Source organism: Paraburkholderia diazotrophica, assembly GCF_900108945.1.
In the GTDB taxonomy this organism is placed as follows: Bacteria; Pseudomonadota; Gammaproteobacteria; order Burkholderiales; family Burkholderiaceae; genus Paraburkholderia; species Paraburkholderia diazotrophica.
In genome coordinates this window covers 85980-105705 of record NZ_FNYE01000003.1, presented here as the reverse complement: position 1 = coordinate 105705, position 19726 = coordinate 85980, and the positions used below count along the sequence as shown (strand labels likewise).

Genomic DNA, 19726 nt, shown 5'->3' with positions numbered 1-19726 from the left:
GCTGCGGGTCGTTCAGCGGGTCGGTGCCGCGCCATCGCGAGCCGCCTGGACCGTCGATTGCCGGCATGTTTCATCAGACGATGGGCGACGCTACCTGATACAGAACTACGGTTCCAAAACGCCTCGCAAAGCCGGCTTGATGTGGCATTTCACAGATCGGTACCGGATTACACCGTTGCCTCCAGTGAACGCTGGTGCGCGGACCTCCGAGAGCGTTCCAAGTGTGCTTCTGCCGTTAATAAGGCGGCCGATTGTAGTATTTGTGCATCCGCTGGCCCCACGCTGCATCCGCCATGGACGGCCAATTGTCGCCATCGAATGCTGGTGCGTCCCTGATTTGTTGGGCACTCATGTCGAGACGGAAACACTCATTGGCGATATCAAGCGTTAATGCGCTCCACGGAATAGCCCGGAGTGTGAGGCATGTGCCCAGGAATTCTCCTTCGGCCAGCACCACATAGACAATTCGACCGTCGCGCATATCCACCATGATTTCCAGCACCCGTCCAACGTCGTTGCCGTCGACAGAAATCACGCTCACGCCTGCGAACGTCGACGTCGGCATCACGGCAGGCATCTGTCTGTCTATGGCACCGACGGTCTTGCCGCGGCTTTCATCGATACGAGACCCGTTCCCATGATTGAGAGGTCTCATACGTTCCCCCTTAAACAGTGAGCGACTCTAGCACCATAGCAATGGTCGCGCCCACTGAAGTGCAAGCAGCGTCTTCAGCCCAAAAAGACAGTCGGTGTACCTGTAACCATCGCGAGAAGTTGACGCAGCGCCCTAAAGACCGCGGACGCCTGTTGGGGCGCACGGGCACGGGAATGACCGCCCCAGGCGACCGGCCATCGGCGATGGGAATGCCGGATGCTCGCAAGTATTGCTCGCATAGGGAGAGCGCAGTAATGAGCCGCGTGCTGTTAGTCGACGACGACGCCAATCTGCGAGAGGCCCTGGTAGCGCTCATGACAGCTGCGGGACACGACGTGGTGGTCGCAAGCAACGGCCTCGAAGCATTGGGCGTAGCCATAACGGATACTCCAGAGCTCATCGTTTCCGACATCCACATGCCTGCTCTGGACGGACCGGACATGGTTCGAATGTTGAAGGCTATCCCGCGACTCTGCTGCGTCCCGATTATCCTGATGTCGGGTGTCGATACCGAGGCCAGCGTTCCCGTGGAGCGCATATTGAAGAAGCCATTCGACCCGACCGTGTTGCTCCAATCTGTATCTCAGGTCGCGGCACCCGCCGACAACACACCCGTAGAAGCCCAGTATCGCGAACCAGAGCATCAGCGCGACCAGGCATTGTTTTCCGGACGGGACGTATCCGCCAGCGCTGAAGGTTGCGCGGCGCGTGTCTGTCGTGGATTGCAACTCGTTCATGAACAGGCGGCGCGCGTTGACCTGCTCCGGAGGCGGGGTACCGACGTTAGCCTCGCAGAACAGTCGTATGAGGCGCTTGTCGCGAGCGTTGCCGCCCTCGTCAGCCTCGAAATGGCGGCCGCATCAGCATTGCTTCCCGCCACGTCGCAAGTTGTCGGCGGACAGCGCGATTCACAGGTCGGTCGCCGACAAAAGCGCGGTCCCGGCCATTCCCTTTAGTGGTCTGCCCGTCTGGTTCCTGGCGGCCGAAAGCAAAGCCCGTGTGTTGCCGGCGCCAAGCGATGCGCCTGAGTAATCTGCATTGCCGCACACCCTCTTTTCCAATAGTCCGGTCAGAATTGCCGAACTAGAATGTGATGTGAACTGGCTCTCTCCGATAGAGGACGGCATGCCCAGGCTGTCACATTCAGGTGCTGCGAGCGACGCGCGGCGCGCGCAGATGCTTGCCACCCGGAAACTCGACACACGGCCGCACCGTGCCCCCGACTATGCGGCTGAAAACAAGGCGTTGCATACGTTGGCGAGAGCGCTGAGTGCGTCGGATACCGTCATGCTTCAGACGCTGGTCGATATGGCTCTCGCGCTTTGCGATGCCGGCAGCGCGGGTATCAGCTTGCGAGACCGCGATGCTACGCAACCTTCCCCGTTTCGCTGGGTCGCCGTGTCCGGCCGTTGCGCAGTATATGTGGACCATGTCATTCCATCCGATGACAGCCCTGCGGGCGTGGTACTCGAACTCGACGCACCGCAACTGTTCGCTTTCCCGAAGCGCCAGTTCGCCTGCATGACCGACATCGAGCCGGAGATTACCGAAGAGCTCGTCGTACCCGTTCCCGGCGTACCCGAGCCGTGGGGCGCGCTATGGGTGATGTCACATGACGAGGCACATCACTTCGATCACGAACATCGCCGAATCCTGACGAGCCTGGCGAATTTTACGTGCGCAGCACTGAGCATCAGACAGGCGAATGCTGACGCCGAAGCACGCGCCGCGGAAGCCGAGGCGGCACGGCGCGCGCTCGCCGCAGCGGAATCCAACAAGGACAATTTCATCGCGATGCTGGGTCACGAACTGCGTGGTCCGCTCGCCCCAGTCGACAGCGCACTGGCGGCTGCGCAAAAGCTGGCGGCAAACAGTCCTGTTGTGCTATCCGCTCTCGCCGTTGCCAACCGGCAGGTGGGACAACTGAAGCGCATCGTGAGCGACCTGCTGGACGCCTCGCGTATCAGGACCGGCAAGCTCGCTGTTCATCGCGTGTATGGCCTGCTCGGTGACATCATCAAGGATGCAGTCGGCACTGTGCGGGAGGAAGCTCAAAAGCGTCAGCATCGGTTACGCGTGGAGCAGCCGCCGTATCCGCTGACGGTGTTCGCTGATGCGGGCCGCCTGACGCAGGTCTTTTCGAACCTGTTATGGAATGCCGTCAAATACACGCCGTCGGGCGGTGAAATCACTCTCCGCGTTGAAGCGCCCGACCCAGGCGCGATTCCTGAGCATGACTCAACGCCGAGGGAAGTCGTCATCATCGTTCGCGACAACGGCCTGGGCATCGCGCCAGATCTGCTGCCACACATCTTCGAACTGTTTACACAGGCTCCTGGCGTTCGTATGCGCGCAGAAGGCGGCCTTGGCGTGGGGCTGTCTGTGGTCCGGCATCTGGTGAGTGCGCACCTGGGCGAGATTGCGATCTACAGCGAAGGCGAAGGCAAGGGTACGGAAGTCATCGTGCGGCTACCCATAGTCTGTCGAAGTCAGGTTGAGCACGCCGCGTCCACCAGTCACGGGATACCGCCTGCCCGCATCCTGCTTGTCGACGATATCCCCGATGCGACGGAAGCGCTCGCAATACTGCTGACGCTGGACGGTCACGAGGTGAAGCGCGCACAGAATGGACCGGAAGCCCTGTCACTGGTTGATTCCTTCACGCCGGACGTGGCTCTGATTGACATCAACATGCCCAACATGGACGGTTACGAGCTTGCCCGTCTGCTGAGGCAACGCCCACAGTGCACCTCGACCCGTCTGGTTGCACTCACCGGCTATGCCGGGACGACATCCGAACGCGGTGCCGACGAATTTGACTGCTATCTCGTCAAGCCGCCGTCGCTCGAGGACCTAGGTGAAGTGCTGCGCAGGTAACGCCACCGCCCTGGTCCGTCGATACGGCCGGGCCACAATCCTTTGCGGCCTTTTCCGCGTTTTTCGATGGTGTAACGTTGGCTGACAGGCGTCATCCGGCGAAACACCGACCACCCTGGGCCAGCCTGCAACCGCTTAACTAAACCTCTGCCCTTTGCGTCCGCTGGGCATTTTCGTTCCGTTCTGCTCGTAGTAAGCAGGCACGTACACGTCACTCCGCAAGCAGGAATATTTTGCGAGCAGCGCAAAAAGTACAGATGGCGTCGTTCACTGCTGTGTCTCATGCGCCGCGTCGCTGCCCGCGAGTGCGCAATCAGAGAACCTGGAACAGACGATGCAGTAAAGCACCTGTCGGGTTCGGACGAACTTGTATGACTCGCATACTACTTGTCGACGACGATGCGAACTTGCGGGATGCCCTCAAAGCTGTGCTCGAAGCTTCAGGCCACGAAGTAGTCGTCGCGAAGAACGGACGCGAAGCCTTGCGCCTCACGCGTGACAGCGAACCGCACGTCATCGTTTCTGACGTGACGATGCCGTTGATGGATGGCATCGAAATGACCCGTCAAATCAGTGCGATGCCGGTATTCGAGCAGCTTCCAGTGGTGCTCATGTCCGCGCGTGCGGCCGTCCCGGCAGTCCCTGTCGCAGCCATGCTGCGGAAACCGTTCGCCCCCTCTGAACTGCTGGCCGTGCTTGATGGGCTCGCCACCCGCTCCGTCGCAAACGAAGAATGGGCGTTGGATAGCCCTCTGGCCGGCACGGCGAACGCGGAAGATCAGTTGGGCGGCCTCGCGTTCGCGGTCCCCGGCGATAAAGAGGGCGCTTGGGCCGCCTCAGCGCGCGAGCGCCGCATCCGGCGGGGTATCGAACTGGTCCGTGCCCAGGAGGAAAGGTTGCGCAGGCTGCACCACGGCAGCGTTAATTGGGCGCTCGCAGAGGAACTGTACGACTGCCTGCGCGTCAGCGTTGCAACACTCGTCGAACTAAAGCGCGCATCTCATTCAGGGATGTCACCGCCCATCTGGCGCACCCGGCGCGAGGCGGGGTCGCAGGCAGCCTTCAGCATTCGTTGAGACGCCTATAGCCGGTTAGCCGTCGTCTTTTCGCGCATACGAAGTCCGTCGCGTGAACGGCTACAGTTTCTTCGCCTTTATGCTGTCGATAGCCGCTGCAATCGTCGCGCGATATTGGATCATCACCTGGAGCGCTTTCTGCATTTCGGCGAGAAGCTTTTCGGCCTGTCCCGTATTGTGCCCGTCCCTATCGAGCGCCTGCAGCAACTCGAACTGGCGGCCGATTCGAGACTGCGCCGCAGAAATGGCATCGTCTGCCTGCCGGAGATCGCGCATTTCGTCGTCCAGATTCATTGCGTCCTCCTGATGCCTTGTATTTGTACTTTATGCCGACAGCCAAGGAAAACGGCAGGCGCGACGAGGACTTTCAGGTCTTGCTTTCCGCACCGGCATGGCGTGTCGGGGGGTGCAGCAGCACTGACGGCATCAGGGAGTACAAACATGTCACCAACAGACACCTGCAAGTTTCTTGACTCACTCGGAGACGAGGCGCGAGTTCTCGCGTTGAAGCACTTCCGGACCAGGTTCCACGTTGCAACAAAGCCCGACGAGACTCCCGTCACGGCAGCCGACTTCGAGATTGAACGACGACTGCGAGAACTCATCTTGTCGCGGTATCCATTGCACGACATCGTAGGAGAAGAGGAAGGCGGGGAGATAGGAGACGGCATCACCTGGGTGATTGACCCCATCGACGGCACGAAAAGCTTCGTAGCGGGCATTCCGCTGTTCGGGACGCTTGTAGCGGTGCTTGAAAACCGATTTCCTGTTTACGGCATGATCGAGGTTCCTGCACTGCGTGAGCGCTGGATCGGGTACGGCAACCACACCGTTCTCAACGGTGTGCCGTGCGAGGTTAGTCAGTGCATACAATTGCGCGACGCGCGACTCTGTGCAACGGACCCACGGATTTTCGTCGGCGAAGCATCCGAAGCCTTTGCAGCGCTGTCGCGCGCAGTTCGTATCTCCCGGTTTGGAACCGACTGTTACGCTTATGCCTTGTTGGCCTCGGGCCACGTGGATCTTGTTGTGGATGCCGACCTGGAAATTTGCGATGTGATGGCGCTGATCCCTGTCGTTCAGGGGGCGGGCGGCCTCGTGACTACATGGTCGGGTCGTCCAGTCAACGAACGTTTCGATGGCACGGTCATCGCAGCCGCGACCCAAGAGTTACACGCCCAAGCGCTTCGAGTCCTTGGACAAAAGTAACCCGAACCCTCACCGCATCAACCAGATTTCGCGGCCAAAGGTTAGGAATACTATGCTTGCAATGTGCAATGGTCAGGGGAATGTTGGTACGTGAAAGCGGCTTGCCACGAGCAAATGTCGGGTCGGGTAGCAGCCGTAAAAAGAGCTGCGTCTCAGTATTGAAGTACGCGACAGCTTCGCTGACGGCGCGGCTACGTGGCGCAGCGCCCGCTGCTTTTTTAAGCTGTCGAGTCGCGATATGTGTCGCTACATATACGCCGGGCGTTCTAACGTCAGATCAACTCGTTAGCGCTTGTCGCCATGCGACTCCAGAGCAAACGCTACGGCCTGCTCGAACAACTGTTCGAGTGAACCGAATGCCGGACTCGTTTCCGCAAAGGCCACCCAGTGTCGTAACGACGCCCGCCGTCCGTATGGCTGGAATCGTCTGCAGCCAGATGTGTACAGTAGCGCGGCCACCGAAAGTTCGGGGAGCTTGAGGGCAATCAGATTATCGTCGGCGCAGGCCATGATCTGCCCATGCACAGTGAACGCCGTGCACGCCGACATGGTGAGTTCACTGATAGCGTCGTATTTGCCGGCCTCTGCCCTCAGCGCTAACAGCAATCTGACGTCCTCTCTTCTTGACGTTTTCATGGCTCACCCGCCGTCTATTCCGCTGATGGCCCCCGCACAGAAGAGCGCTCCGTGCTTTCGCCGCAGGGTTCATCTAAACGTGCAGTGGCGCAGCGTTATTCCAATCAACTGCTGTGAGCCGTTGAGGCTTATACGGTGCCAAGCAGCCTTCGTCGCCCTCGCCTTCCGTCGAGGGATGAAATTCCATAACCCTACGAATGGAATGGAATATTGCCATCCGGATGCGAATAGCTCCTATTATCTCTTTTGTTACTATCTATTACAAACCAGCCGACAACCCATGAAAACAACACACACCTTCATCGCTTTTGCCTTCGCCTCGATGGGCATGCTTGCAGCCAACGTGATCGCTGCAGAAGAGTCATACAGCCTTACGCTAAAGGACCACAAGTTCTCGCCCGCCGAGTTGACCATCCCTGCAGGCAAGAAGGTAAAGGTCACGGTGAAGAACCTTGATTCGACGCCGGCCGAATTCGAAAGCGATGACTTCAAGGCCGAAAAGGTCATTCCCGCTGGCAAGCAGGTCGATGTCTTCATCGGACCTCTGAAGGCCGGGACGTATGAATTTCACGACGAGTATCACGAAGCAGAGTCGAAGACCCATCTGACCGTCAAGTAACCGCTCGCGACATCATGCTCTCCACCGCACTCATCGTTTTCCGCGAAGTCCTCGAAGCCGCGCTGGTGGTTTCAATCGTCATGGCGGCCACCAAGGGGGTTCTGAACCGCGGATGGTGGGTAAGCGGTGGCTTGCTCGGCGGGATAGTTGGCGCTGGCCTCATTGCGATATTTGCCGACGTTATTTCCTCATGGGCGTCGGGCATGGGCCAGGAAGTGTTCAACGCTGGCGTCATGTTCATCGCGGTAGTCATGCTCGCGTGGCACAGCATCTGGATGGGCAAGCACAGCCGCGAAATGGCACAACAGATTTCGGCGGTGGGCAAAGCCGTAGCGGCGGGCAGCCGACCGCTTACTGGCCTCGCGATTGTCGTTGGCGTTGCCGTGCTGCGAGAGGGTTCAGAGGCAGTCCTGTTTCTGTATGGCATCGCGGCGGGCGACCCCGGACAGACACCCCAGATGATTATCGGCGGGCTGCTCGGTATCCTCGGTGGTGTTGGTCTTGGCGCCGCAATGTATGCGGGCCTCTTGCAGATTCCGCTCAAGCGCCTGTTTGCGGTGACCAACGCACTCGTTATTCTTCTTGCAGCCGGTATGGCGAGCCAGGGCGTCGGATTCCTGGCATCGGCCGGCCTTCTGCCATCGTGGGGCGAGACAGTCTGGGACACGTCGTGGCTCCTCAAGGAAAGCAGTCTTCCCGGCAAGATGCTTCATACGCTTGTCGGTTACACCGCTCGCCCTGCCGGTATCCAGATCGCGGCTTACATCGCGACACTGGTCATCATTGTGCTTCTCTCGCGCGCGGTGAACCGTCCGCAAGGCTCCGCTCAACGACCCCGACAACCTGCGTAAGCGGCGCAGGCAGCTGTATGACGATGCACGCGTCAGCATCGCCCTCGAACGTTGCGGACGGCAATCAGAACATCACATGGCGACACTCACGCTGGAGCACAGCGCCGCATTGCTTGTCGCACTGAGGGTAGTGGCGTGCAGATACGACGCCATCACCGAACGCAAGTTTTTCGGCTGTCCGGCTTTCTTTGTTGGACGCAGGATGGCGGCCTGCGTATATGGCGACACGATTGCACTCAAGCTTCCACAGCTGTCCGTCACCACGCTCTTAGAGACGCGAGGCTGCAAGCAATTTCAGCCGTATCGCCGCTATCCGATGCTGCGCTGGTTGGCATTCGATGCGAGCAGCCCGGCCTTTGCTTCACTCGAAGAACTGTGAGGAAGCAGTATCGTTCGCTAAAGAACTGGAAGCACCAGGTTCATGAGGCGCCCAGATAGAAAGATGCCCCGGTTGAAACTCCCCCTCCAATAAACCGTCAGATTGCCGGTGGCTATTACCGAGGACGACAACTCAACGAGTGAGCGTCACGACGAGGTACGTGATGTGCAGAACTCCGTTCATCAACAGTGCCCATATCGATAGCCCTGCTTTTCGCGGGAATGCCCGCATTCATGCGGGGGCGATGAACATGATGACCACGCCGGTCAGCGTCTCATCGCGATGTTTCCCACGACGTCAGCATGCTCCCTGTCGCAGGTGAGCCGACGGAAACTCTAGCCCGCTCGCCGTGCAGCCGTCGCGTTCGCATTGCCGCCAGCGGTAGTACGATGTTCGTCTGCACGCCACGCGCGATGCTTCACTGGGCGCTGGCGTGACCTTCCGGATAAGGAGGAGCTATGCGCGTGCTGATAGTCGGCGCAACGGGACTGCTCGGCAAGGAAGTTGTGCGAATGCTGTCGCCTGAACATCAGGTCATTCGTGCCAGCCGCAGCGGACCTGACCTGTCCGTGGACCTCACAGATAAGGCATCCATCGTCTCAATGTACCAGCGGCTCGGAACTGTCGATGCCGTGATCTGCGTCGCCGGCGCGGCGAAATTCGCACCGCTCGAAACGCTCTCGGATGACGACTTTGCGTTCAGCCTGGCCAACAAGCTGATGGGACAGGTCAATCTTGTCCGGCGCGCGGTCGGCCATATCGTGCAAGGCGGGTCGCTGACACTGACTTCCGGCATACTGGCCCAACACCCCATGACAGGGAGCGCGGCCGTGAGCATCGTGAATGCCGGCATCGAGGCATTCGGCAGGTCGGCGGCACTTGAACTGAGGGGCAAGGCACGGGTCAATGTCGTTAGCCCAGGCTGGGTCTCGGAGACGCTTGCAGCAATGGGGCAGGCTCGCTCCGCTGGGGTTCCCGCAGAGGCGGTCGCCCAGGCATACAAACGGTGCTTGCTGGAGGACATCACAGGAGAGGTCATTCAGGTCGCGAAGTGGTGAATGCAACGCCGCCGTCATTCAGCGCTGCCGTCGCAGCAACGACCTTCGACTCCAGACGTTTCGACTCGTAGCAACGCCGCGTTTCGAACTTAACCGCATGCCACGCCAAGTATCGAGGAAACGACCATGAGCCTCGCCGGCAAGACAATATTCATGTCAGGAGGCAGTCGCGGTATTGGGCTTGCCATTGCACTCCGTGCGGCGCGTGACGGCGCGAACATTGTGATTGCAGCGAAGACGGCCAATCCGGACCCGCGGCTTGAGGGCACCGTGCATACGGCGGCAGCCGCCGTGGAAGCCGCGGGTGGAAAGGCGCTTGCGCTGGTCGTCGACATTCGCGATGAGGAACGCGTAAAGGGCGCGGTTGCCCGGGCCGCTGAGGTGTTCGGCGGCATCGACATACTCGTGAACAATGCCAGTGCCATCCGGCTGACGGGAACGCTGGATACGCCCGTCAAGCGGTACGACCTGATGCACGGGGTGAACGGCAGAGGCACGTTTGTCTGTGCCCAGGCCTGCCTGCCTCACCTGCTCAATTCGGCGAATCCACACATTCTTACGCTGTCGCCACCGCTCGTCACCGATGCAAAGTGGTTCAAGGATTTCCCGCCATACACGATCGCCAAATACACGATGAGCCTGTTCACATTGGCACTGGCCGGTGAGTTCAGGGACCGTGGCGTTGCCGTCAATTCGCTGTGGCCAAGAACCGCGATTGCGACGGCCGCCGTGCGAAACGAGATTGGCGGCGCCGATATGATTGCCGCGTGTCGCAAGCCGGAGATAGTCGCCGACGCCGCCCATTACATACTGACCCGTCCATCCAGGGAGTGCTCGGGGAATTTCTTTCTCGATGATGAAGTGCTATTGGCGGCTGGTGTCCGGGACTTCTCGCAATACGATGTCCAGGCTGGCGCGGCATTGCAGGCGGATTTCTTCGTCGAGGCGTTGCCGGGCATGTTACGCGCGGACAATATGGTCAAGGCCAGGTTGGGTTCATGACAACCTCAGCACGACGAGTATCATCGAACAACGGTGCAATCAACGGAGATGCTGCAATGGATGACCGGTTTGATAGACGGGAACTGCTGCTTCACCTCGGCGATATGCTCGAGGCGCTGAGCTGTCTGACCAGGACAGGTCGACCGGATGCGAAGGTGGTGCAGCTCGCGGGTTCACAGGAATCGTTGCAGGAATTCGACTTTCTCCGGGCACTCACCCCGAAGATGACAGTCGCCGATTTCGGCGCACACGTCGCCACCGCGTTTTTTCTGTGGCCAAAGGAACTGCTCGAGACGGACCTCAACCGCAAGGCGCTTGCGTCGACTGTCCAGCACGACCTGTTTGATGGCAACCCTTCCGGCTGGAACGTGTATGTCACCCATATGCAGAAAAAGGTGAAGTGGTTTGGGACCGGGCTTCCCGCGATGAAAAGCGGCGCTTCGAGCCAACCGGCGCACGCTGAAGCTGAGGACGCCAGCCCGGTCGAAGCGTCGGTCGAGTCAGAACCATCCGCCGAGTGGGATGCGCCCGACGAGAAAAAAGGCTGGCCTTGGCCCCAACCGGGCTCGACATCCTGATGCACTGCTGCTTGCGTAAGCCCTTCGCGCTGCCGAATTGGTCCGGACATTGATAGTTCGCATTTGCGGAGGCGGCTTCTGTCCATGCCGGCACATGGCACATAAATCTTTCAGTTATAGATTCGGAGAATCGCCCCGTCCGTTTTCGGCGCCGCTCTCTTGTTGACCTCATTTCGACATCGAATCCGCGCGGCTTGCGGGCACGCGGCTTGACGCGTCAGGGAAAGAGGAGCGCGCCGGAGCGTTCCAGGACGTGCCGGGCAGCGACGAGCGTGCTGCGGGCAGCGCGGGCGTCGGCGGCAACCTGCAGCAAGCCGCCGAGTTGCGACGGCTGACGCGCCAGTTCGCGCAGGATCGGGCCGATGGCCGTCGTGCCGTCGTCGCGCAAACCCGCCGTCGCGGCGGATGGCAGCGTGCGCCACGCCGGATCGACGACGGCGCGGCAGACGGCGAACGGCAAGCCGTTCGCTTCGGCGATCGCGCCCGCGAGGTGAGATTCCATGTCGACGGCGAGCGCGCCCGTCGACGCATGCAGCGCCGCCTTGTCCGCTGCGCCGACGAGCGGCGCGCCTACACCCGCCATCGGCCCGCGCCGCAGTTTTGCGTGCAGCGGTGTCGCGCCGAGCGCGGTGACGATGCGCGCGGACCAGCGCAAGTCGGTGTTGACCTGTCCGAGCGGGCTATGCACGCTGCTCGCGACGATCAGCGCGCCGGGCGCCAGATCGGGCGCCAGCCCGCCCGCCGTGCCGAAGCTGACGATGCCCGCGCAGCCGCGCGCGACGGCTTCGTTCAGCGCGCGTTCGAGCAGATCGGCGCGCGCCGCGAACACGGCCTCGACACCCTTGCCGCGCGCGATGCGCGCCTCGAACGCCATCCCCGTGACGGCGATGACGGGCAGGCTCGCGTTCATGCGATCGGGCCGAGCCGCCATCACATGCCGACGGTGACGCGCTTCTCGCCCGCGCGCGTCATGTTGCGGTAGCGCGCGAGCGCCCACAGCGGGAAGAACTTGCGATAGCCGTGGTAACGCAGATAGAACACGCGCGGAAAGCCCGTTGCGGAGAAGCGCTCTTCATCCCACAGGCCGTGATCGCGCTGCTCGCTCTTCAGGTATTCGACGCCGCGTGCGACAGCGGGATGGTCGACGTAACCGGCCGCCATCAGGCCGAGCAGCGCCCACGCCGTCTGCGACGGAATGCTCGGCGCCTTTTCGTAGCCGCGATAGTCGAGCTTGTAGCTGGTGCCGTCTTCGCCCCAGCCGCCGTCCGGGTTCTGGATCGACACGAGCCATTGCGCGGCGCGTTTGATGCGCGCGTCTTCGAGCGAGATGCCCGCCGCGTTGAGCGCGCACAGCGCCGTCCACGTGCCGTAGATGTAGTTCATGCCCCAGCGGCCGTACCAGCTGCCGTCGTCTTCCTGCTCCTTCAGCAGATAGTCGTACGCACGGCGTGCCGGCTCGCTGGTCGCAGGCATTTCGCCGAGTTGCGCGAGCATCGACAGGCAGCGGCCCGACACGTCCGCCGTCGGCGGATCGAGGAGCGCGCCGTGATCGGAGAACGGAATGTTGTTCAGGTAGTACTGCGTGTTTTCCGGCTCGAACGCGCCCCAGCCGCCATCGCTACTCTGCATGCCGACCACCCACTCGCGGGCGCGCGCAATCGCGTTGCTGTCGACATCCGATTTCGTCAGCGCCGCCGCGCGATGCATGGCCATCGCGACCACGGCCGTATCGTCGACGTCGGGGTAATGGGCGTTGTTGTACTGGAACGCCCAGCCACCGGGACGCGTATCCGCACGGCGCGAAATCCAGTCGCCGCGCACGTCGAGAATCTGCAGCGGACGCAGCCATTCGAGGCCGCGCAGCACGGCCGCTTCGGCGCGCTCGTCGCCCGTTTCGAGCAGCGCATGCGCCGCGAGCGACGTATCCCACACAGGCGACAGGCACGGCTGGCAATACGCTTCGTCCTCGTGGACGATGAGCAGCTTGTCGATCGACTTGCGGGCGATCGCGCGATTCGGGTGATCGGCGGGATAGCCGAGCACGTCGTACATCATCACCGAATTCGCCATCGCCGGGAAAATCGCGCCGAGGCCGTCTTCGCCGTTCAGGCGCTCATCGACGAACGCGACGGCCGCCTTGATCGCGCGCTCGCGCGACGCCTTCGGAAACAGGCCGTCCGTCACGCGCAGCACGCTGTCGACGGTGCGGAAGAAGCCGAACCAGCCTCTGCTCTGGTGGCCTGAGCGCGGCAGCAGGCCCGTCGTCACGGGCGCGCCGCGGAACAGTTCGTCGATGCGCACGCCGCGCGGATTGCGCGCGACGGGGCGCTTCGCGTTCAGCACGAGCAGCGGCACGATCACGGTACGCGCCCAGTACGACACCTTCGATAGATGGAACGGGAACCACTTGGGCAGCAGCATGATTTCGACGGGCATCATCGGCACCGCGTACCACGTCACCACGCCGAACAGCGCCAGCAGAACGCGCGTGAATACGTTCGACGCCTCAGCGCCGCCGTTCGCGAGGATCGCCTCGCGTGCACGGACCATGTGCTCTGCATCCTCCGGATCGCCAATCATCTTCAGCGCGAAATACGCCTTCACGCTCGCGCTGATATCGAGCGCGCCATCGGTGAAGAGCGGCCAGCCGCCGTTGGGCAGCTGGATGCGGCGCAGATAGCGCGCGATCTTCTGTTCGAGTTCGACGTCGGGCGTCTCGCCGAGGTAATGGACGAGCAGCACGTATTCGGCGGGAATCGTCGCGTCGGCTTCGAGTTCGTAGACCCAGTGGCCGTCGTCCTTTTGCGCGGCGAGGATCGCATCAGTCGCGCGCGTGACGGCGGCGTCGAGCGCGTCGACGGGCGCAGCGCCCGTCGCCAGCGCGGCCGCGACTGGGGCGTGATCGTCGATCAGCGTTTGAGGCAGTGCATCGCCCAGCGTCTGGGTCATGGATAGGTCGTTCATCGGCGTTCCATCAGTTCATTCAACAGCGTATCCGCAGCCTTCCGGCCCGAGCGGATCGCTCCTTCGATACCCGCGGGCAGGCCGGTTGCCGTCCAGTCGCCTGCAAGCATCAGATTATTCCAGCGAGTGCGCGTAGCGGGACGGCGCATCTCGTCTTCGGGCCGCGCGGCGATCGTTGCGCGCGGCTCGACTGTCAACTGCCACTTCAGCGGCAGATCGTCTGACAGACCCGTCGCTCGCGCGACGTCCTTCCACAGCGTGCGCGCGAGTTCATCGCGCGGCGCATCGACGAGGCTCTCAGCGTCATACGCCGTCACCGACAGACGCCCGTCGGATGCGATCAGCCAGTCCGCGGTCGCGTTGACGAGGCCCGTCAGCGGCGGGTGGCCGAGCGGCGGCTCGACGGCGTAGTGCGCGGTCACGACGGCGGAAAAGCCATCCGGAGCCTGCACGCCCGGCAGCAGCGCCTGCGCGACGTCCGGCGTCACAGCCAGCACGACGGCCTCGTTTGCGCCGATTTCGACGCGCTCGCCGCCGAAGCGCAGCGCGCTCACGCGGCTCTCCGACGCGTGCGCAAGCTCCAGCGCGTCGAGTCGCGTACCGAGCCGGATCGCCGCGCCGCCGTGCTGCAAAAGGCGCAGCGCCGGTTCGACGAAGGCCGAGCCCAGCCCGTTGCGCGCGATCAGCGGCCGGCTCGCGGCCCCGCCCGCCGCCAGCGTGTCGCGCAACGCGGCGCCCGCGAGTTCGGCCGTCGCGTGGCGCGGCTCGATGTTCGTCATCGCGAGCAGCAGCGGCCGCAGCATGCGGTCCCACAATACGCCGTTGCTGCGCATCGTCTGCGCGACGGTACGACCGGGCTTCGCGAACAGCAGCGGCACGATGGACAAATAGTCCGACCACACCGTATCCGGCACGCGCGCGCCGGCCTCGAAGATCCACGCCGGAAAACGTCCCGGCGACATCCGCACGGTCCAGCGCCGGTTTGTCGCGAGATCGACGAACGGGTATTCGGGCTGGATCGGCCCGACGAGTTCCTCGGCGGAACCGATTGCACGCAGATAGTTCAGCGTCGCCTGCTGACCCGACAGCATCAGGTGATTGCCGCTGTCGACGGTGCCCGCGAGCACGCGGTCGTAGTACGAACGGCAACGGCCGCCCGCCTGTTCGGCCGCTTCGTACAGGATCACCTGCGCGCCGCGCCGCTGCAGCTGCACCGCAGCCGCGAGACCGGCCAGCCCCGCGCCGATCACGTGGACCAGCTTGCGCATCAAAAGAAAGCGTAGCGCGCGACGATGGCCAGCAGCCGCAGCTTCGGCTTGCTGATCTTCGTGCGCGGAATGTCGAAGCCGCGATCCAGCGTGCGATCGAGCAGCACGCGATACACGCCCGACATGATGCGCGGCGCGCGAACCTGCGCGCGCGGCTGCGCATCCATGATCGCGTCGGCGGCGGCGAAGTGCTGCTTCGCGCGCTCGGCGAGCGTTGCGCAGACGCGCGGCAGCGACGGATCGTCGGCGACCGTGAGCGGATTCGACGTCGCAATGCCTTCCCGCGCGAGCAGCTCGTACGGCAGATAGCAGCGATTGATCGCGGCGTCTTCGTCGATATCGCGCAGGATGTTCGTCAGTTGCAGCGCGCGTCCCAGGTGATGCGACAGCTCGATGCCGGGCTGCTCTTCCATCCCGAAAATTCTCACCGACAGCCGGCCCGCCGCGCTCGCGACGCGGTCGCAGTACAGATCGAGTGTTGCTTCGTCGGGCGCACAGATGTCGGCGGCCGCGTCCATCGCCATGCCGTCGATCATCGCGTGGAAGTCTTCGCGCTGCAGGTGAAACGTGTGGATGTGCCGGGTCAGCTCGCGCAGCGACGCGCGCGGCGAGCCCGCGTAGCACGCGTCGATGTCCGACCGCCAGCGCTCCAGACCCGCAGCGCGCTCGGTGCGCGGCAGGTCGCTGTCGGCGATGTCGTCGACGGCGCGGCAGAAGGCGTAGACCTGGTACATCGCGTCGCGCTGCGCCGGCGGCAGGATGCGCATCGCGAGATAAAACGAGCTGCCCGAACTCGCGGCGGCTGCGTCAGTTTGTGTGTCGTCCACGACGAGGTTGGAAACGGCCAAGACGATCTCCGCTGAGACACCCACGACGGGGCGATCAAGAAGTCATGCCTACCCGCAGGGCAAGCCGCCCGCGCGCGCGGACACGCGCGAAACTCCAGCCGCAAAGGCCGGAAAACGCCCAAAAGTATACCAACCTTTGACAGGCGCCGCAGAAAGAGCGCGCGATCGCGCGAGTGCGGCGGGCACGCAGTCGCGCAGTTAATCGGCATGGGATGTCGATCGGATAATGCCGGCGGCATTTGACACAAGTCCAATCAAAGTCGCCTTGTCGCCGTCTGATTATGGCGTCGATTGGCAGTCTATCTCAAATTAGGACTTGTCTGAGATATCTCGAGGTAAATCGCGATTACATTTGTCGTCGCTTTGACGCCGAAGGACGGCTCGCAAACCGCACCGCTGTCTGCCGGGAAGACACGGACATCAAATAGTCGACATTTTCCTGGCATTGATTTTCGGATCGGTTATTTCCGGCGTTAATTGGCCAATGATTTTCGTGTCACGGCTAATTAACTTGAAAAATCCGTCAATTCCGTTTTATTCAAGGAATATCATGAAAACCCATATGTTTTTTGCCGTGCCTCTTCTCGCCGCTTTTGCGTTTTCGCCGCCCGTCTTCGCGACGCGAAACGACGAAGCCGTGATCCGCCAGATGGAGGAAACGTGGCTGCAGGCAAGCATGCATCGCGATAGCGACACGCTCAAAGCGCTGCTCGACGACTCGTATCGCGAGATCACGCCGGCAGGTGCGGCGCGTACCAAAAGCGATGTGCTCAGCGCGCCGCCGTTGCCCGCGGGCTCGACGCAGACGCTGCAAAATGTGGAGGTTCATGTGGACGGCGATCGGGCCGTCGCAGTCGGCGAGGATCACTTCATGGCGCCGAACGGTCAGTCCGCCGTGTTCGCATTCAAGGACGATTTCCTGCGTCGCGACGGCCAGTGGCGCATCGTCGGCTCGCGGATGAGCCGCAAGTGAATCAGCGCAGCGGGCGTCGAACACGCGCGGCTCGCGCCGGCGGCGCCCGGCCCCCCGCGCCGCGAAAACCGCTCAGATGAACGCCACCGAGCGGTTGCGCCCCTGCCGTTTCGCGCTATAGAGCGCGGCATCCGCCTCGTTGATGAGCGCCTCGTAGGCCGGCACGCCCACGCGCGCCGCCGCGCCGCCGACGCTCGCAGTCACCGGCACGTTCACGCCTTGCACATCGACGGCTGATTCACCGATCGTGTTCCGGATCTTCTCCGCGACCTGCATCGCATCTTCGAGCGGCGTGCACGGCAGCAGCAACGCAAACTCCTCGCCGCCGAAACGCCCGAACGTATCCTGCGCACGCACGACATGCGACACGCGCCGCGCCATCTCGCGCAGCACTGTATCGCCGACCATGTGGCCGAACTGGTCGTTGATCTTCTTGAAGTGATCGAGATCGAATAGCAGGATCGACAGATTGCCGCCGTAGCGCTGCCAGCGCGTGTATTCGTCGCGTAGCCGCGCTTCGAAGAAACGGCGGTTCGCGATGCCCGTCAGACCGTCGCGGTCCGCGTATTCCTGGAGCTTCGCGACAGCCTCTTCGCGCTCGCGCTGCACGATGCTCACGTGCGTCACGTCGCACACCGTCACGCAGACGGCCTCCACTTCGCGCTCGCGCATGATCGGCATGAACGTGCAGTCCTGCTGCATGTAATCGACGCCGCCTGTGATCGGCCGGTCATGATCGAACTTGAACAGATACGGGCGCTGCTCCCAGGAACTGAACGCAAAGCTGCCGAGCTGGAAAACGCTTTCGACCTTGCGCGTGAACCACACGCGCGGGAGTTCCGGAAAGCTCGCGAAAATCGACTTGCCGACCACCTGCTGCGCCGACAGTCCGCTGTGATCGTGCATGAAGCGGTTCCACATCAGCACGTTCATCTGACGGTCGAGCACGAAAATGCCGAAGCCGACCCGTTCGACGACCTGGTCGCTCAGCGTTGGAAGCGGGGCATTCATAGGCTGGAAAGCAATGCGTCCAGTGCGGTGCTTAGATGACGGATCGAGTCTTCCGCCATCAGCATCACGAGGTGAGCACGAAAACTCTGATCCTCCAGCGCGAAGTTCACTTCGACCAGCAGCGCGGCTTCCCACGCGAGTACTTTCGGCTGGAAGACGTCGTCGAGCGACATCGCCGAACCGAGCAGGCCCGGCGGCGAAAACACCGGCGTGCGCCCGAGCTGGTCGAGAATGCACGACACGCATGCGCCCGTCAGGATGTTCGCGACGTCGAATATGAGTTCTTCCTGCGACGTCGCCTCGTACGCAGACTTCGAGTACGGGTCGCTCACGAGCGCGCACAGTTGCTCGATGCTGCCCGTGCGGCAGATCACGAGCGCCTCACCCTTGATATCGGACCGGAAGCCCTGCCGGACGGCGCTGACGGGCTCGCTGATGCCCGTCATGTCGCGCAGCGCCTGCGCCGCCTCGCGCACGGCGACCACGCGCACGCGCGGCACGGAAAGTTCGATGAACGCATCGAGCAGGAGCGCGAGGCGCGTCGCGGCCTGGCCCATCGCCAGATTGGCGATCTCCTGCAGCGCGTCGCGCTGGTCTTCGTTTAGGACTGGCTCAGACATACAACCCGTACTCCTTCAGGATGGGAAGCAGCGCCTCCGGGGTCACGGGCTTGGCGATAAAGGCAATCGCGCCAAGCGCGCGCACGCGTTCCCTTGCCATCGGCTGGACATCGGCGGACACGACGATCACGAACGTATTGAGGTCCTCGTGCTGCAGAGCCTCAAGAACCTGATAGCCCGTCATGTCGGGCATCGTCAGATCGAGAAACATCACCGATGCGCGGCCCTTGCGATAATGCTCAAGCGCTTCGCGGCCGTTCGACGCATAAGTAATGTCGACTTTCCAATCCTCCGGCAATGCCTTGGTGAGCACCTTGCGGGCAAGCAGCGAATCGTCGGCGATCACAATGGGCAAAGACATGGCAGTGGACGGGAAACGGAGTGGGCTCGTACGTGTTAACGGCGGCGTGGATTCGATCTTTAGTGGCCGCTCGCGCAGTCGCGCAACGGAACTGCACGCACGAGGAGCAAGCGGCAAGGAGAAGCGGTCGGCACGAGCGATGCTCGACACCGATAGCGGCCCGACGGACGCGCCGTACGGCGCGTGCTGCACGGGCGGCGCGCGGCCGATGCAGTGTGCACGCAATGGACAACGTCAATGACCGGCATTTTCGAAGCCTACCCCGTTGATCATGCTGCGGCGGCAAGACGGTGTTCATGGCTCCGTGATGCCCCGCTGGTCTCCGCGAGGGTTTGGCGGGACTTGCACGGCATGCAATGCCCGGGCCCTCGCGCGGATTTCGCCCGATCATGGCGGGCTGAGTATTTATCGTTGCGCAATTTTCGAAGCAAATCGGCGAAAAGGCAACTCGCCAACGCGCGTTCGTCGAACTAAATCAGCTCAAGTCTGTCGCATATGAGTATAAACATGGCCATCAGCCGAACGGGAGATCGTCTTTTTACTTTTGTGTACGTTTGCGCTTCCGGATTCGTCGCTGATTTGCAAACCTGTCCGGAGTACGCGTTCGAGCCAGGATGGAGCGCGGCCGTTGCGCGCATGGTTGCATTGCGCGCGAATAAGCCGCGCAGCGAACCTATGATGAGAGTTCTTCCGCTTGCCACCCGCCGCCTGCGCGGCCTGCGCCATGACGAAACCTGACCG

At 62.2% G+C, this 19726-nt stretch carries 22 protein-coding genes; 12 read left to right on the top strand and 10 right to left on the bottom strand.

Translation table 11 applies throughout. The features are described from left to right. Positions 1 to 235: 235 nt before the first annotated feature. Positions 236 to 655, bottom strand: a complete 420-nt coding sequence (locus BMW76_RS05155) for a PRC-barrel domain-containing protein (protein ID WP_090863793.1) — start codon at positions 653 to 655, stop codon at positions 236 to 238. 254 nt (positions 656 to 909) lie between these two features. Between BMW76_RS05155 and BMW76_RS05150 the strand changes: the two genes are divergently transcribed. From BMW76_RS05150 to BMW76_RS05140, 3 genes are all read left to right on the top strand, one after another. Next, entirely contained in the window at positions 910 to 1611 is a 702-nt protein-coding gene (locus tag BMW76_RS05150; protein WP_177200309.1) for a response regulator, read from the top strand. 169 nt (positions 1612 to 1780) lie between these two features. Next, a complete protein-coding gene (locus BMW76_RS05145; RefSeq protein ID WP_090863789.1) occupies positions 1781 to 3532 on the top strand; it encodes an ATP-binding response regulator in 1752 nt (583 codons plus the stop codon). Between the two features lie 371 nt (positions 3533 to 3903). Then, positions 3904 to 4608, top strand: coding sequence for a response regulator (locus tag BMW76_RS05140; protein WP_090863787.1), 705 nt, complete (start codon positions 3904 to 3906; stop codon positions 4606 to 4608). Between the two features lie 60 nt (positions 4609 to 4668). Here the strand turns inward: BMW76_RS05140 and BMW76_RS05135 are convergent, their stop codons facing one another. Further along, positions 4669 to 4902, bottom strand: a complete 234-nt coding sequence (locus BMW76_RS05135) for a hypothetical protein (RefSeq protein ID WP_090863785.1) — start codon at positions 4900 to 4902, stop codon at positions 4669 to 4671. 147 nt (positions 4903 to 5049) lie between these two features. On the opposite strand from BMW76_RS05135, the gene BMW76_RS05130 reads away from it, so the two are divergent. Continuing rightward, a complete protein-coding gene (locus tag BMW76_RS05130; RefSeq protein WP_090863783.1) occupies positions 5050 to 5817 on the top strand; it encodes an inositol monophosphatase family protein in 768 nt (255 codons plus the stop codon). Positions 5818 to 6102: 285 nt separating this feature from the next. Here BMW76_RS05130 and BMW76_RS05125 read toward each other — a convergent pair whose 3' ends face one another. After that, complete coding sequence (locus tag BMW76_RS05125; RefSeq protein WP_090863781.1) at positions 6103 to 6453, bottom strand: hypothetical protein; 351 nt, start codon at positions 6451 to 6453, stop codon at positions 6103 to 6105. A 280-nt stretch (positions 6454 to 6733) separates the two neighbouring features. On the opposite strand from BMW76_RS05125, the gene BMW76_RS05120 reads away from it, so the two are divergent. From BMW76_RS05120 to BMW76_RS05095, 6 genes are all read left to right on the top strand, one after another. Further along, positions 6734 to 7072, top strand: coding sequence for a cupredoxin domain-containing protein (locus BMW76_RS05120; RefSeq protein ID WP_090863779.1), 339 nt, complete (start codon positions 6734 to 6736; stop codon positions 7070 to 7072). 14 nt (positions 7073 to 7086) lie between these two features. After that, entirely contained in the window at positions 7087 to 7923 is an 837-nt protein-coding gene (locus BMW76_RS05115; protein WP_090863777.1) for an FTR1 family iron permease, read from the top strand. Between the two features lie 76 nt (positions 7924 to 7999). Continuing rightward, positions 8000 to 8302: a TfoX/Sxy family protein gene (locus BMW76_RS05110; protein ID WP_090863775.1), complete on the top strand. Its 303-nt coding sequence runs from the start codon at positions 8000 to 8002 to the stop codon at positions 8300 to 8302. 458 nt (positions 8303 to 8760) lie between these two features. After that, on the top strand, positions 8761 to 9360 hold the full coding sequence (locus tag BMW76_RS05105; RefSeq protein ID WP_090863773.1) for a short chain dehydrogenase: 600 nt from the start codon (positions 8761 to 8763) through the stop codon (positions 9358 to 9360). 126 nt (positions 9361 to 9486) lie between these two features. Next, entirely contained in the window at positions 9487 to 10362 is an 876-nt protein-coding gene (locus BMW76_RS05100; RefSeq protein ID WP_090863771.1) for an SDR family oxidoreductase, read from the top strand. 56 nt (positions 10363 to 10418) lie between these two features. Further along, positions 10419 to 10940: a hypothetical protein gene (locus BMW76_RS05095; RefSeq protein ID WP_090863769.1), complete on the top strand. Its 522-nt coding sequence runs from the start codon at positions 10419 to 10421 to the stop codon at positions 10938 to 10940. 217 nt (positions 10941 to 11157) lie between these two features. On the opposite strand, the gene BMW76_RS05090 is transcribed toward BMW76_RS05095, so the two are convergent. The 4 genes from BMW76_RS05090 to hpnD are packed head-to-tail and all read right to left on the bottom strand — an operon-like array spanning position 11158 to position 16020. After that, the gene (locus tag BMW76_RS05090; RefSeq protein ID WP_090863767.1) at positions 11158 to 11871 is read right to left on the bottom strand and encodes a phosphorylase; all 714 of its coding nucleotides are present in this window, start codon (positions 11869 to 11871) and stop codon (positions 11158 to 11160) included. Continuing rightward, on the bottom strand, positions 11871 to 13904 hold the full coding sequence (shc, locus tag BMW76_RS05085; RefSeq protein ID WP_090863765.1) for a squalene--hopene cyclase: 2034 nt from the start codon (positions 13902 to 13904) through the stop codon (positions 11871 to 11873). Before shc ends, BMW76_RS05090 begins: the two co-directional genes overlap by 1 nt. Next, on the bottom strand, positions 13901 to 15172 hold the full coding sequence (gene hpnE / locus BMW76_RS05080; RefSeq protein ID WP_090863763.1) for a hydroxysqualene dehydroxylase HpnE: 1272 nt from the start codon (positions 15170 to 15172) through the stop codon (positions 13901 to 13903). Before hpnE ends, shc begins: the two co-directional genes overlap by 4 nt. Next, positions 15172 to 16020, bottom strand: coding sequence for a presqualene diphosphate synthase HpnD (hpnD, locus tag BMW76_RS05075; RefSeq protein WP_090863761.1), 849 nt, complete (start codon positions 16018 to 16020; stop codon positions 15172 to 15174). Before hpnD ends, hpnE begins: the two co-directional genes overlap by 1 nt. 550 nt (positions 16021 to 16570) lie before the next feature. On the opposite strand from hpnD, the gene BMW76_RS05070 reads away from it, so the two are divergent. Then, complete coding sequence (locus tag BMW76_RS05070; protein WP_090863759.1) at positions 16571 to 16993, top strand: nuclear transport factor 2 family protein; 423 nt, start codon at positions 16571 to 16573, stop codon at positions 16991 to 16993. 72 nt (positions 16994 to 17065) lie between these two features. On the opposite strand, the gene BMW76_RS05065 is transcribed toward BMW76_RS05070, so the two are convergent. The 3 genes from BMW76_RS05065 to BMW76_RS05055 are packed head-to-tail and all read right to left on the bottom strand — an operon-like array spanning position 17066 to position 18985. Further along, complete coding sequence (locus tag BMW76_RS05065) at positions 17066 to 18004, bottom strand: GGDEF domain-containing protein (protein ID WP_090863757.1); 939 nt, start codon at positions 18002 to 18004, stop codon at positions 17066 to 17068. Then, entirely contained in the window at positions 18001 to 18624 is a 624-nt protein-coding gene (locus BMW76_RS05060; protein ID WP_090863755.1) for a chemotaxis protein CheC, read from the bottom strand. Before BMW76_RS05060 ends, BMW76_RS05065 begins: the two co-directional genes overlap by 4 nt. Continuing rightward, entirely contained in the window at positions 18617 to 18985 is a 369-nt protein-coding gene (locus BMW76_RS05055) for a response regulator (protein WP_090863753.1), read from the bottom strand. The genes BMW76_RS05060 and BMW76_RS05055 overlap by 8 nt, the downstream gene beginning before the upstream one ends. Before the next feature lie 507 nt (positions 18986 to 19492). On the opposite strand from BMW76_RS05055, the gene BMW76_RS40185 reads away from it, so the two are divergent. After that, on the top strand, positions 19493 to 19723 hold the full coding sequence (locus BMW76_RS40185; protein ID WP_143062210.1) for a hypothetical protein: 231 nt from the start codon (positions 19493 to 19495) through the stop codon (positions 19721 to 19723). Positions 19724 to 19726 lie beyond the last annotated feature (3 nt).